10 protein-coding genes and 4 pseudogenes are annotated in these 13,549 nt (G+C 69.6%); 12 read left to right on the plus strand and 2 right to left on the minus strand.

All coding sequences use genetic code 11. The annotated features are described in order from the left end of the window. From BN4348_RS38065 to pyk, 10 genes and pseudogenes are all read left to right on the plus strand, one after another. Window positions 1-1,250: anthranilate synthase component I (locus tag BN4348_RS38065; protein ID WP_066911124.1), on the plus strand; the 1,250-nt coding region annotated here is incomplete at its 5' end. Beyond that, window positions 1,243-1,920: a TIGR02234 family membrane protein gene (locus tag BN4348_RS38070; RefSeq protein ID WP_066911127.1), complete on the plus strand. Its 678-nt coding sequence runs from the start codon at window positions 1,243-1,245 to the stop codon at window positions 1,918-1,920. The genes BN4348_RS38065 and BN4348_RS38070, both read left to right, overlap by 8 nt. Before the next feature lie 99 nt (window positions 1,921-2,019). Then, entirely contained in the window at window positions 2,020-2,838 is an 819-nt protein-coding gene (gene trpC, locus BN4348_RS38075) for an indole-3-glycerol phosphate synthase TrpC (protein WP_066911130.1), read from the plus strand. Window positions 2,839-2,873: 35 nt separating this feature from the next. After that, window positions 2,874-4,145, plus strand: coding sequence for a tryptophan synthase subunit beta (gene trpB, locus BN4348_RS38080; protein WP_066911133.1), 1,272 nt, complete (start codon window positions 2,874-2,876; stop codon window positions 4,143-4,145). Then, on the plus strand, window positions 4,142-4,957 hold the full coding sequence (gene trpA, locus BN4348_RS38085) for a tryptophan synthase subunit alpha (RefSeq protein WP_066911136.1): 816 nt from the start codon (window positions 4,142-4,144) through the stop codon (window positions 4,955-4,957). The genes trpB and trpA (BN4348_RS38085) overlap by 4 nt, the downstream gene beginning before the upstream one ends. Next, window positions 4,954-6,120, plus strand: a pseudogene (locus tag BN4348_RS38090) (prolipoprotein diacylglyceryl transferase); the annotation flags it as partial. The gene trpA (BN4348_RS38085) and the pseudogene BN4348_RS38090, both read left to right, overlap by 4 nt. Next, a pseudogene (gene trpA, locus BN4348_RS38095) lies at window positions 6,074-6,499 on the plus strand (tryptophan synthase subunit alpha); the annotation flags it as partial. The pseudogenes BN4348_RS38090 and trpA (BN4348_RS38095), both read left to right, overlap by 47 nt. Beyond that, window positions 6,496-7,155: pseudogene (locus tag BN4348_RS38100) on the plus strand (prolipoprotein diacylglyceryl transferase family protein); the annotation flags it as partial. The pseudogenes trpA (BN4348_RS38095) and BN4348_RS38100, both read left to right, overlap by 4 nt. Window positions 7,156-7,598: 443 nt before the next feature. Then, window positions 7,599-7,985 (plus strand): DUF2752 domain-containing protein, encoded by a 387-nt coding sequence (locus BN4348_RS38105; protein ID WP_235852679.1) that lies wholly within the window; start codon window positions 7,599-7,601, stop codon window positions 7,983-7,985. A 63-nt stretch (window positions 7,986-8,048) separates the two neighbouring features. Then, window positions 8,049-9,467, plus strand: coding sequence for a pyruvate kinase (gene pyk, locus BN4348_RS38110; protein ID WP_066911141.1), 1,419 nt, complete (start codon window positions 8,049-8,051; stop codon window positions 9,465-9,467). Here pyk and BN4348_RS62140 read toward each other — a convergent pair. After that, complete coding sequence (locus BN4348_RS62140; RefSeq protein WP_264034797.1) at window positions 9,464-9,586, minus strand: hypothetical protein; 123 nt, start codon at window positions 9,584-9,586, stop codon at window positions 9,464-9,466. The two genes, pyk and BN4348_RS62140, sit on opposite strands and share 4 nt — an antisense overlap. Between BN4348_RS62140 and BN4348_RS38115 the strand changes: the two genes are divergently transcribed. Beyond that, window positions 9,530-10,378: an acyl-CoA thioesterase II gene (locus BN4348_RS38115; protein ID WP_235852857.1), complete on the plus strand. Its 849-nt coding sequence runs from the start codon at window positions 9,530-9,532 to the stop codon at window positions 10,376-10,378. The genes BN4348_RS62140 and BN4348_RS38115 overlap by 57 nt on opposite strands. 130 nt (window positions 10,379-10,508) lie before the next feature. Beyond that, window positions 10,509-11,903 carry a bifunctional lysylphosphatidylglycerol flippase/synthetase MprF gene (locus BN4348_RS38120; RefSeq protein WP_066911222.1) on the plus strand — a complete coding sequence of 465 codons (1,395 nt, stop codon included), beginning with the start codon at window positions 10,509-10,511 and terminating at the stop codon, window positions 11,901-11,903. Here BN4348_RS38120 and cydD read toward each other — a convergent pair. After that, a pseudogene (gene cydD / locus BN4348_RS38125) lies at window positions 11,878-13,532 on the minus strand (thiol reductant ABC exporter subunit CydD). The gene BN4348_RS38120 and the pseudogene cydD sit on opposite strands and share 26 nt — an antisense overlap. Between the last annotated feature and the right edge of the window lie 17 nt (window positions 13,533-13,549).

Below are 13,549 nucleotides of genomic sequence, written 5' to 3' on the forward strand. Positions count from 1 at the left end.
GCGGGGACCCGCTGCGCGCGCTGCGGGACACCCTGGCGCTGCTGGCCACGGCCGCGATGCCCGGGCTGCCGCCGCTGTCGGGCGGCATGGTCGGGTTCTTCGCCTACGACCTGGTGCGCCGCCTGGAACGGCTGCCCGAGCTGGCCGTCGACGACCTGTCGTTGCCCGACATGGTGCTGCTGCTCGCCACCGACCTGGCTGCCGTCGACCACCACGAGGGCACCATCACGCTGATCGCCAACGCCGTGAACTGGAACGGCACCGACGAGCGTGTCGACGAGGCCTACGACGACGCGGTCGCCCGGCTGGACGTGATGACCGGCGCGCTGGGTCAGCCGCTGCCCTCGACGGTGGCCACGTTCGGCAAGCCGGAGCCGCGGTTCCGGGCGCAGCGCACCGTCGAGGAGTACGGCAAGATCGTCGACTACCTCGTCGAGCAGATCGCCGCCGGCGAGGCCTTCCAGGTGGTGCCCTCGCAGCGCTTCGAGATGGACACCCACGTCGATCCCATCGACGTGTACCGGATGCTGCGCGCCACCAACCCAAGCCCCTACATGTATCTGTTGCACGTGCCCAATAGCGCTGGGGCAACCGACTTTTCGATCGTCGGATCCAGCCCGGAGGCGCTGGTCACCGTCGCCGACGGCTGGGCGACGACACACCCGATCGCCGGAACACGCTGGCGCGGGCAGACCGACGAAGAGGACCAGTTGCTGGAAAAGGAATTGCTGGCCGACGACAAGGAACGGGCCGAGCATTTGATGCTCGTGGACCTGGGCCGCAACGACCTCGGCCGCGTCTGCACGCCCGGCACGGTGCGCGTCGACGACTACAGCCACATCGAGCGCTATAGCCACGTGATGCATCTGGTGTCGACGGTCACCGGGATGCTCGGCCAGGGCCGGACCGCGCTGGACGCGGTGACGGCCTGCTTCCCGGCCGGCACGCTGTCGGGCGCGCCCAAGGTGCGGGCCATGGAGCTGATCGAAGAGGTGGAGAAGACGCGCCGCGGCCTGTACGGCGGCGTGGTCGGCTACCTCGACTTCGCCGGCAACGCCGACTTCGCGATCGCCATCCGCACCGCGTTGATGCGCGACGGCACCGCCTTCGTTCAGGCCGGCGGTGGGGTGGTGGCCGATTCCAACGGCCCCTACGAGTACACCGAGGCCTCCAACAAGGCGCGGGCGGTGCTCAACGCGATCGCGGCCGCCGAGACGCTGACGGCGCCGCTGCCGGGCCGCAATGGCTGATGCGCGCCCGGCCCGGGCGGGCCGGGTCACGATCGTCGTCGCCCAGCTGCTGTTGTTGGCGGCCGCGGCGGCGCTGTGGGTGGCGTCGCGGCTGCCGTGGGTGGTGGTCCGTTCGTTCGACGGGCTGGGCCAGCCGAAGCAGGTGACGCTGTCCGGGGCGACATGGTCGTCGGCGCTGCTGCCGTTGGCGGTGCTCATGCTGGCCACCGCCCTGGCGGCACTCGCCGTGCGCGGGTGGCCGCTCCGGCTGCTGGCGGGGCTGCTGGCGGCGGCCAGCCTGGCGGTCGGCTATCTCGGGGTCAGCTTGTGGGTGATTCCCGACGTGGGGGTGCGCGGCGCCGACCTGGCGCATATCCCGGTGATGTTCCTGGTCGGAAGCGAGCGGCGGTACTGGGGGGCCGGGATCGCGGTCGCCGCCGCGGTGTGCACGCTGGCCGCGGCCGTGCTGTTGATGCGGTCAGGGAACCTGGTCCGCGAAAGCGCAACGAAATACGCCGCGCCCGCGACCCGCCGATCGAATGCGCGACGCGAAGACGCCGGCGGGTCGATGCTGGAGGGCAGCGAAAAGCCGGGGAACTCGGAGATGTCGGAGCGGATGATCTGGGATGCGCTTGATGAGGGACGTGACCCGACCGATCGGGCCCGCGAGTCCGACAGCGAGGGTCGGTGACGGGCCGCGCGGTGACGGTCGCTACCCTTCATTGACGTCATCGAAATCGGCTAAGTAATCGTGGCGACAGTGTGATGGCAATGGGAAGGAACGACAGGCATGAGTCCGGCATCCGTGCTTGACTCCATCCTCGAGGGAGTCCGGGCCGACGTTGCCGCGCGCGAAGCCATTGTCAGCCTGGCCGAAATCAAGGCGGCCGCCGCGGCGGCGCCACCGCCGCTGGACGTGATGGCCGCCTTGCGCGAGCCCGGTATCGGTGTCATCGCCGAGGTCAAGCGCGCCAGCCCGTCGGCGGGTTCGCTAGCGCCCATTGCCGATCCGGCGAAGCTGGCCCAGGCCTACGAAGACGGCGGCGCCCGGATCATCAGCGTGCTGACCGAGGAGCGGCGCTTCTGCGGCTCGCTCGACGACCTTGACGTGGTGCGGGCCGCGGTGTCAATCCCGGTGTTGCGCAAAGACTTTGTCGTGCAGCCCTATCAGATCCACGAGGCGCGCGCGCACGGCGCCGACATGCTGTTGCTGATCGTCGCCGCGTTGGAACAGTCGGCGTTGGTGTCGATGCTGGACCGCACCGAATCCCTCGGCATGACGGCCCTGGTCGAAGTGCACACCGAGGAAGAGGCCGACCGGGCGCTGAAGGCCGGGGCCAACGTGATCGGCGTCAACGCCCGCGACCTCGCCACGCTGGAGGTGGACCGGGATTGCTTCGCCCGCATCGCGCCGGGGCTGCCCAGCAACGTGATCCGGATCGCCGAATCCGGCGTGCGCGGCACCGGCGACCTGCTGGCCTACGCCGGCGCCGGCGCCGACGCGGTTCTGGTCGGCGAGGGTCTGGTCAAGAGCGGCGACCCGCGCGCGGCGGTCGCCGATCTGGTCACCGCGGGCACCCATCCGTCCTGCCCCAAACCGTCGCGCTAGCCGCCGATGAGCTGTCCCCGCGTCGAGAATTGGTGATGGTAGACCTGACCCGCCCGGAGCTTCCGCTTTCGAGTGCGGCCATCGCCGAACCCACCCGCCACGACCCCGATCCGGGTGGTCATTTCGGCGGCCCCGGTGGTTATGGCGGCCGCTACGTCGCCGAGGCGCTGATGGCGGTGATCGAAGAGGTCACCGCCGCCTACGAGAAGGAGCGCGTCAACCCCGACTTCCTCGACACCCTCGACGAGCTGCAGGCCAACTACACCGGCCGGCCGTCGCCGCTGTACGAGGCCACCCGCCTGTCCGAGCACGCCGGCTCGGCGCGGATCTTCCTCAAGCGAGAAGACCTGAACCACACCGGTTCTCACAAGATCAACAACGTGCTCGGGCAGGCGCTGTTGGCCAAACGGATGGGCAAGAACCGGGTGATCGCCGAGACCGGCGCCGGGCAGCACGGCGTGGCCACGGCCACCGCGTGCGCGTTGCTCGGACTCGATTGCGTGGTCTACATGGGCGCCGTCGACACCGCCCGGCAGGCGCTCAACGTGGCCCGGATGCGGCTGCTGGGCGCCGAGGTCGTCTCGGTGGAAACCGGTTCCCGCACGCTCAAGGACGCCATCAACGAGGCGTTCCGCGACTGGGTTACCAACGCCGACAACACGTACTACTGCTTTGGCACCGCGGCGGGACCGCACCCTTTCCCCACCATGGTTCGCGACTTCCAGCGCGTCATCGGCCTCGAGACGCGCGTGCAGATCCAGGCGCAGGCGGGCAGGCTGCCCGACGCGGTCACCGCGTGCATCGGCGGGGGCTCCAATGCGATCGGGATCTTTCACGCTTTCATCGACGATCCCGGCGTGCGGCTGGTCGGCTTCGAGGCCGCCGGCGACGGCGTCGAGACCGGCAGGCATGCGGCGACGTTCAGCGGCGGTTCGCCCGGGGCCTTCCAGGGGTCGTACTCCTACCTGCTGCAGGACGAGGACGGCCAGACGGTCGAATCCCATTCCATCTCAGCGGGTCTGGACTATCCCGGCGTGGGTCCCGAACACGCCTGGCTCCGGGAAACCGGACGCGCCGAGTACCGGCCCATCACCGACGCCGAGGCGATGGACGCGTTCGGCCTGCTGTGCCGTACCGAAGGCATCATCCCGGCCATCGAATCGGCGCACGCGGTCGCCGGGGCGCTGCGGCTCGGTGCCGAGTTGGGCAGCGGCGCCGTCATCGTGGTCAACCTGTCGGGCCGCGGCGACAAGGACGTCGCGACGGCCGCGAAGTGGTTCGGCATTTTGGGGCCCGACGAGCAATGACCGTGCAACAGAGCCAGGCGAGCCGGCTGGGCCCGGCTTTCGAGTCCTGCCGCGCCGACAACCGCGCGGCGCTGATCGGTTACCTGCCCACCGGCTACCCCGACGTGCCCACCTCCATCGACGCGATGATCGCCCTCGTCGAATCCGGTTGCGACATCATCGAAGTCGGCGTGCCGTATTCGGATCCGGGCATGGACGGCCCGACCATCGCCCGGGCGACCGAGGCCGCGCTGCACGGGGGCGTGCGGGTCCGGGACACGCTGGCCGCGGTCGACGCGATCAGCGCGGCCGGCGGTCGCGCGGTGGTGATGACGTACTGGAATCCGGTGCTGCGCTATGGCGTTGACGCGTTCGCCCGGGATCTGGCGGCGGCCGGCGGGCACGGCCTGATCACCCCCGACCTCATCCCCGACGAAGCCGGGCAGTGGCTGGCGGCCTCCGAGGCGCATCGGCTGGATCGCATCTTTTTGATAGCGCCCTCCTCGACGCCGGAGCGGCTGGTGACCACGGTCGAGGCTTCGCGCGGCTTCGTCTATGCCGCCTCGACGATGGGTGTCACCGGGGCGCGTAACGCGGTGTCGCAGGCCGCGCCCGAATTGGTGCGCCGGGTCAGGGAGGTGTCCGACATACCCGTCGGCGTCGGCCTGGGTGTGCGGTCGCGGGAGCAGGCCGCGCAGATCGGCAGCTACGCCGACGGTGTCATCGTCGGGTCCGCGCTGGTGTCGGCCTTGGGCGAGGGCGGCCTGCCCGCCCTGCGGGCGCTGACCGGGGAGCTGGCCACGGGTGTGCGGCAACGGACGGCCGACTCGTGACGCACGTGCTCGCATATTTCCCCAGCCCGCCGCGGGGTGTGTGGCACCTCGGGCCGCTGCCCATTCGCGCCTACGCGCTGTTCATCATCACCGGCATCGTGGTTGCGCTGATGATCGGCGACCGGCGCTGGGAGGCCCGCGGCGGCCAGCGCGGCGTCATCTACGACATCGCGCTGTGGGCCGTGCCGTTCGGTTTGGTGGGCGGCCGGCTCTATCACCTGGCCACCGACTGGCAGACCTATTGGGGCCCGGGCGGCGCCGGGTTCGGCGCGGCGCTGCGCATCTGGGACGGCGGCCTGGGCATCTGGGGTGCGGTGGCGCTGGGCGGCGTCGGCGCGTGGATCGCCTGCCGGCGTCGCGGAATTCCGCTGCCCGCCTTCGGCGACGCCATCGCGCCGGGAATCATCCTGGCGCAGGCCATCGGCCGGCTCGGCAACTATTTCAACCAGGAGCTCTACGGCCGGGAAACCACGGTGCCGTGGGGTTTGGAGATCTTCTACCGGCGCGACCCTTCCGGATACGTCGACCCGCATTCGCTCGACGGTGTCTCGACCGGGCAGGTCGCGCTCGTGGTGCACCCGACATTCCTCTACGAGTTGATCTGGGACGTCCTGGTTTTCGTCGCGTTGATCTATGTGGACCGGCGGTTCAAGTTCGGTCACGGGCGGCTGTTCGCGTTGTATGTCGCCGGCTACTGCGTCGGGCGTTTCGGCGTCGAGCTGCTGCGCAACGACACGGCCACGCTGATCGCCGGGATCCGGATCAACGTGTTCACGTCGACGTTCGTGTTCATCGGGGCCGTGGTCTACATCATCCTGGCGCCGAAGGGCCGCGAAGACCCCGCGAGCCTGCACGCCGACCATCCGGTGCCCGAGGATGCGCCGGCACCCAAGCCGCAAGCCGAATCCGAACCCGAGCCGATTACCGGCGCTTCGGTGGTGGCGGCGGCCACGGTCGCCGGTGTCCTGGCGACGGGCAAGTCGGCGAAAAGGCTGATTGCGCGTGGGCGGTCGAAACCGGTGCAGCCCGTCGAGGCGGACGCCGAGGCCGAGGCCGTGAAGACGGAGGCCGAAGCCCCGGAAACGGAGGTCGCAGAGCCCGAAACCGCCGAGACCNCTGATCACCCCCGACCTCATCCCCGACGAAGCCGGGCAGTGGCTGGCGGCCTCCGAGGCGCATCGGCTGGATCGCATCTTTTTGATAGCGCCCTCCTCGACGCCGGAGCGGCTGGTGACCACGGTCGAGGCTTCGCGCGGCTTCGTCTATGCCGCCTCGACGATGGGTGTCACCGGGGCGCGTAACGCGGTGTCGCAGGCCGCGCCCGAATTGGTGCGCCGGGTCAGGGAGGTGTCCGACATACCCGTCGGCGTCGGCCTGGGTGTGCGGTCGCGGGAGCAGGCCGCGCAGATCGGCAGCTACGCCGACGGTGTCATCGTCGGGTCCGCGCTGGTGTCGGCCTTGGGCGAGGGCGGCCTGCCCGCCCTGCGGGCGCTGACCGGGGAGCTGGCCACGGGTGTGCGGCAACGGACGGCCGACTCGTGACGCACGTGCTCGCATATTTCCCCAGCCCGCCGCGGGGTGTGTGGCACCTCGGGCCGCTGCCCATTCGCGCCTACGCGCTGTTCATCATCACCGGCATCGTGGTTGCGCTGATGATCGGCGACCGGCGCTGGGAGGCCCGCGGCGGCCAGCGCGGCGTCATCTACGACATCGCGCTGTGGGCCGTGCCGTTCGGTTTGGTGGGCGGCCGGCTCTATCACCTGGCCACCGACTGGCAGACCTATTGGGGCCCGGGCGGCGCCGGGTTCGGCGCGGCGCTGCGCATCTGGGACGGCGGCCTGGGCATCTGGGGTGCGGTGGCGCTGGGCGGCGTCGGCGCGTGGATCGCCTGCCGGCGTCGCGGAATTCCGCTGCCCGCCTTCGGCGACGCCATCGCGCCGGGAATCATCCTGGCGCAGGCCATCGGCCGGCTCGGCAACTATTTCAACCAGGAGCTCTACGGCCGGGAAACCACGGTGCCGTGGGGTTTGGAGATCTTCTACCGGCGCGACCCTTCCGGATACGTCGACCCGCATTCGCTCGACGGTGTCTCGACCGGGCAGGTCGCGCTCGTGGTGCACCCGACATTCCTCTACGAGTTGATCTGGGACGTCCTGGTTTTCGTCGCGTTGATCTATGTGGACCGGCGGTTCNCCGTCGCGACGGACGCCGAGCAGGCCGAGGTTGCTGAACCCGAAGCCGAAGAGCTAGAGAACGAGCCCGAGGTTACCAAGCCCAAAGATGAAGAGCCCGAAGCCGACTCGGAACCCGAGTCCGACGCCGATGCCGAAGATGCCGTGGTGGACACCTCGGCCGGCTCAACGCGGAGGCGATTGAGCTTCCGGCTGCGAAACCGACGCGGCCGCTAGCGCCGCGCCCGCGGCGGGAAGTGCCGGCCCGCATCCGCCGGGTCCACGCCGCGGTGGCGGGTCGAGTGTGAACTCAGGGCGTTTCCGTGTGAGCTGGTGGCGAACTTCGTCGGCGTGTCGTCGCCCAGGATTCACACTGGCCCAATGGTTCGTCCAACGTCGGGTTGTTGCGCGAGATGCGCGGGCGGTTTGCCCCGCAACTAGTCGACGTTCGGCGCACTAAGGTTGGGAACGTGAATCGGACTCACGCCGCGGCGGGCACCGGCGCGCTGCTGGCAGGCGCGGTCGGCTACGTCGCGCTGGTCGATCCGCACAACACGCATTCGGTGTATCCGCTGTGCCCGTTCAAGTGGCTCACCGGCTGGAACTGCCCGTTGTGCGGTGGCCTTCGCATGACGCACGACCTGCTGCACGGTGACCTGATGGCCACCATCAACGACAACGTCTTCCTCCTGTTCGCCATCCCGGCGCTGGCCGGCTGGATTCTGCTGCGTCGCCGGCGGGGCCAGCCGGTGCTGTCGACGCCCGCGGTGGTGACGATCACAGCCGTGGCGATCGCGTGGACGGTGCTGCGCAACCTGCCGGGCTTCCCGCTTGTCCCGACCGTCCTCAGTGGGTAGCCGCCCTGCGTCCGATCGGTTAACTCGGGCTGCGCCCGCGCCGCACGACTATGCTGGTTCGCCGTGAGTAGACGCGGGAAGATCGTCTGCACTTTAGGCCCGGCAACAAACTCCGACGAACTGATCCTGGCGCTGGTAGAGGCCGGAATGGACGTCGCTCGAATGAACTTCAGCCACGGGGACTACGCCGACCACAAGGCCGCCTACGACCGCGTGCGGGCCGCCTCCGACACGACCGGCCGCGCGGTCGGTGTGCTCGCCGACCTGCAGGGCCCCAAGATCAGGCTGGGACGCTTCGCCACCGGCCCCACGTTTTGGGCCGACGGGGAAACGGTCCGCATCACCGTCGCCGAGTGCGAAGGCAGCCACGACCGCGTGTCGACCACCTACAAAAAGTTGGCCAAGGACGCCGTGGTCGGTGACCGCATCCTGGTCGACGACGGCAAGGTCTGCCTGGTGGTGGAGGCCGTCGACGGCGACGACGTGGTGTGCACCGTCGTCGAAGGCGGCCCGGTGAGCAACAACAAGGGCCTCTCGCTGCCCGGCGTGAACGTGTCCGCCCCCGCCTTGTCCGACAAGGACATCGAGGACCTCACCTTCGCGCTGAACCTGGGAGTCGACCTGGTTGCGCTGTCATTCGTGCGCTCGCCGTCCGACGTCGAGCTCGTGCACGAGGTGATGGACCGGATCGGGCGGCGGGTACCGGTGATCGCCAAGCTGGAAAAGCCCGAGGCGGTCGACAACCTGGAAGCCATCGTGCTGGCGTTCGACGCCATCATGGTGGCCCGCGGCGACCTGGGCGTCGAGCTGCCCCTCGAAGAGGTCCCGCTGGTGCAGAAGCGGGCGATCCAAATCGCCAGGGAGAACGCGAAACCCGTCATCGTGGCGACCCAGATGCTCGACTCGATGATCGAAAACTCGCGGCCCACCCGGGCCGAGGCGTCCGACGTGGCCAACGCCGTGCTCGACGGCGCCGACGCGTTGATGCTGTCGGGGGAGACGTCGGTGGGCAAGTATCCGATGGCCGCGGTTCGGACGATGTCGCGCATCGTGTGCGCGGTCGAGGAGAACTCCACCGCCGCGCCGCCGTTGACGCATGTGCCCCGCACCAAACGCGGCGTGATCTCCTACGCCGCCCGCGACATCGGCGAGCGGCTCGACGCGAAGGCCTTGGTCGCCTTCACCCAATCGGGTGACACCGTGAAGCGGCTGGCGCGCCTGCACACCCCGCTGCCGCTGCTCGCCTTCACCGCGTGGCCCGAGGTGCGCAGCCAGCTCGCCATGACCTGGGGCACCGAGACCTTCATCGTCCCGATGATGACGTCGACCGACGGCATGATCCGCCAGGTGGACAAGTCGCTGCTCGAGCTCGGTCGCTACAAGCGCGGTGACCTGGTGGTCATCGTCGCCGGCGCGCCACCTGGCACAGTAGGGTCGACCAATCTGATCCATGTGCACCGGATCGGGGAGGACGACGTCTAGCGCAAAGACCCGCAGGACCCATAGGAGATGCCGCGATCAGCACCAATTCTGATTTCGAGGAACTGCTGGCGATACTCGACCTCCACCGGGTCGCCGAGGACCGGTTCGTCGGATCCCATCCCAGCAAGAATCCGATGCGCACCTTCGGCGGGCAGCTCATGGCGCAGTCGTTCGTCGCCAGCAGCCGCACGCTGACCCAGGACGGCCTGCCGCCCAGCGCGCTGTCCGTGCACTTCGTCAACGGTGGAGACACCGCCAAGGACATCGAATTCCACGTGACGCGGCTGCGCGACGAGCGGCGCTTCGCCAACCGGCGCGTCGACGCGGTACAGGACGGCATGGTGTTGTCCTCGGCGCTGATCTCGTACATGTCGGGCGGCCCCGGTCTCGAGCACGCCGTCGACCCGCCGCAGGTGGCACAGCCCCATACGCAGCCGTCGCTCGGCGAGCTGTTGCGCGGCTACGAAAAGGTCGTCCCGCACTTCGTCAACGCCCTGCAGCCGATCGAATGGCGCTTCACCAACGATCCCTCCTGGGTCATGCGCGACAAGGGCGAGCGGCTGCCGCACAACAGGGTCTGGATGAAGGCGCTGGGTGTGCTGCCCGAAGACCCGGTGCTGCACACCGCGACCATGCTGTTCTCCTCGGACACCACCGTGCTGGACTCGGTCATCACCACCCACGGGCTGTCGTGGGGGTTCGACCGCATTTTCGCCGCGTCCGCCAACCACTCCGTGTGGTTTCACCGGCAGGTCAACTTCAACGACTGGGTGCTGTACTCCACGTCGTCGCCGGTGGCCGCGGATTCGCGTGGGCTGGGCACCGGGCACTTTTTCGACCCGGCCGGCCAAGCCATCGCCACCGTGGCGCAGGAAGGCCTGCTGTTATATTTCCCGCCCTCCCAGCGATAGACAGGTCACAGTACGGCATACCCGCAGGAAGACCGCCTGATTTTGGCCCACCGCGGCCGCAATCGGGCGTAAGTTCTGATCAGCCGGGTATTCGGTGCGAAGTGGGAGCTGATCGCATCGGGAGGTGAAAGTGAACGGACCGGTCGACGTCGCAGCGAAGCCCCGCGCCCGAGAACGCGTTGTCGTCCACGTCGATTCACTGGCCGCCCGCTGGATCGGGGCGTTGGCCTTGCTCTGCGCTGCGGGCTGGCTGGTTGGCATCCTCGCCCGACACCACCAGCAGCCGGATTGGGATTGCACGGATCGGCTGGGCTGGTCGCTGACGATCCTGGGCGCGGTGGCGTTCATCGCCCGCGGCATCTTCCTCGGCCGCCCGGTGACGACCACGCACGCCACCGCCGCCGCGCTGTTCGTCGTGGCGGGGCTGGGCGCGCACGTGCTGTCCTTCGACCTGCTGGGCGATGCGCTGATCGTCGGGTCCGGGATCGCGTTGATGTGGCCCACCTCGGCGCATCCGCGAGCCGCGGACCTGCCCCGGGTGTGGTCGTTGATCGATGTCACCGCCGACGACCCACTGGCGCCCTTCGCGATGCAGACCGGCAAGTGCTACCACTTCACCGCCGACCGGACGGCCGCGTTGGCGTATCGGACCCGGCTGGGGTATGCCGCGGTCGGCGGCGACCCCGTCGGCGACGAAGCGAAATTCCCCGAGTTGGTCGCCGACTTCGCCGCCATGTGTCACACCCACGGCTGGCGGATCGCGGTCGTGGGCTGCAGCGAGCGGCGACTCGAGTTGTGGCGTGACCCCGCGGTCATCGGGCAATCGCTGCGGGCCATACCGATCGGCCGCGACGTCGTCGTCGACGTGGCCGCCTTCGAGATGGTGGGCCGCAAGTTCCGCAACCTGCGGCAGGCCGTGAAGCGCACCCACAACTTCGGCATCACCACCGAAATCGTGGACGAGCAGGGCCTCGACGACAAGCTGCATGCGGAGCTGACCGACGTGGTGCGCGCGTCCCCCAGCGGCGCCCACCACGATCGCGGCTTCTACATGAACCTCGACGGCGTGCTGGAGGGCCGGTTCCCCGGCATCAAGCTCATCATCGCCCGGGACGCCGAGGGGCTCGTGCAGGGCTTCCATCGGTACGCGACCGCCGGCGGTGGCAGCGACGTCAGCCTCGACGTGCCGTGGCGTCGCCGCGGATCGCCGAACGGCATCGACGAGCGGCTCAGCGTCGACATGATCATGGCCGCCAAAGACGCCGGCGCGCAGCGGGTATCGCTGTCGTTCGCGGCGTTCCCCGAGATCTTCGAGGACAAGGATCGCGGCCGGGCCCAGCGCGTCTTTTACCGGCTGATCCACATTCTCGACCCGCTGATCGCGCTGGAATCGCTGTTCCGCTACGTGCGCAAGTTCCACGCCATGGACGCTCGCCGCTACGCGCTGGTCTCGATGACGCAGCTGCTTCCGCTGGTGGTGGTGTTGTTGACGCTGGAGTTCATGCCGCGCCGGCGCCACCTGTGAGCCGCAGCTCGCGACAGCGAATGTCCTTGGGCAAGTGGTGAGTTGCCACCACGACGGTCCGTCCGGCCGGCAGCAGCGTGGACTTCGGGCCCAGCAAGTCGCGCAGCACCCGTTCGGCGTCGGTCGCGTCGAGGTGCTCGGTCGGCTCGTCGAGCAGCACGATGCGGGCCGGTGCAAGCACGGCGCGGGCCAGCAGCAACCGCCTGCGCCTGTCTCTTCTACCCATCTNACCGGGGCCGCCGACGCGAGCGCACGAGCGAGTCCGAGCCGTTGGCGCTGTCCCAGCGACAGCCCGACGCCCTCGCGCCCCAGCCGGGTGTCCATCCCATCGGGCAGGTCGGCGAGCACCGCGTCGAAACCGGATGCGGCACAGGCCCGGTCGAGGTCGGCGACCGGCCCCAGCAGGAGCAGGTTGTCGCGCACGGTGCCGGGGACCAGCACCGGGCGCTGCGGCAGCCAGGACAGCTGCCGCCACCATGCCGCAGGGTCGAGGTCGGTGACCTCGGCCCCGCGCACGCTGACCCGCCCCGAGGACGGCACGGTGATCCCGGCGATGGCCTGCAGCGTGGTGCTCTTGCCGGCGCCGTTGGGCCCGGTCAGCACCGTCACCCGGCCGGGTTCGATGAGCGCGGTGAGATCGCGCGGCGCGTCGCCGTCCCGGCCGACCACGCTGAGGTTTTCCACGCGGATCTCGCTGCCGCGCGCGTTCACCGTCGCGTCGCGCCCCGCCGGGCCGGCCGGTTCGCCGATGAGGGCGAACGCCTTGTCGGCGGCGGTCCTACCGTCCTGGGCGGCATGGAATTCCACGCCGATCCGGCGCAGCGGCCAATAGACGTCCGGCGCCAGCAGCAGCACCGTCAGCCCGGTGGTCAGGGTCATCTCGCCGAACACCAGGCGAAGGCCGATACCGACCGCGATCAGCGCGACGCCCAGGGTGGCCAGCAATTCGAGCGCCAGCGCCGACAGGAAGGCGATCCGCAGCGTCGCCATCGCCGAGCGCCGGTGGGCGGCAGCCAGTTCGGCGATGCGCTGTTCGGGGCCCCGGCCGCGTCCCAGCGCCCGCAGCGTCGGGATGCCGGCGATCAGGTCCAGCAACCGGGCCTGCAGGGTCGTCATGGCCTCCAGCGCCGCCGCCGAGCGGTCGGCGGTCGCGATGCCGATCAGCACCATGAAGATCGGTATCAGGGGCAGGGTGATCGCCACGATCACCGTCGATTTCAGGTCATAGGCGGCGATCACGGCGACGGTCGCCGGGGTCAGGATCGCGGCGAGCAGCAGGGTGGGCAGGTATCCCGCGAAGTACGGGCGCAACCCGTCGAGCCCGCGGGTGACCACGACCGCGGCGGCGTCGCGCTGGGTGGCGAGCTCGCGTGGCTGGCGCGCGGTCACCGCCGCGAGAACCTGACCGTTGAGGTCGGCGATGACCGCGCTGGAGCCGCGCTGACCCAGGCGGGCCTGCAGCCACTGCGTCACCGTGCGAAAGACCCACAGCGCCAACAGGATCGACAGCGGTGCCAGCCAGGAGCGCGGGCCGCGCGCCGAGGGATCGCCGACGACGCGCGCGACGGTGCTCGCCAGCACGATCGCCGAACCGATCGCGCAGCCCGAGATCGCGACCCCGCAGACCACGCTGGCGACCAGATAGC

Origin of the sequence: Mycobacterium interjectum (assembly GCF_900078675.2) — a bacterium.
Classification (GTDB): Bacteria; Actinomycetota; Actinomycetes; order Mycobacteriales; family Mycobacteriaceae; genus Mycobacterium; species Mycobacterium interjectum.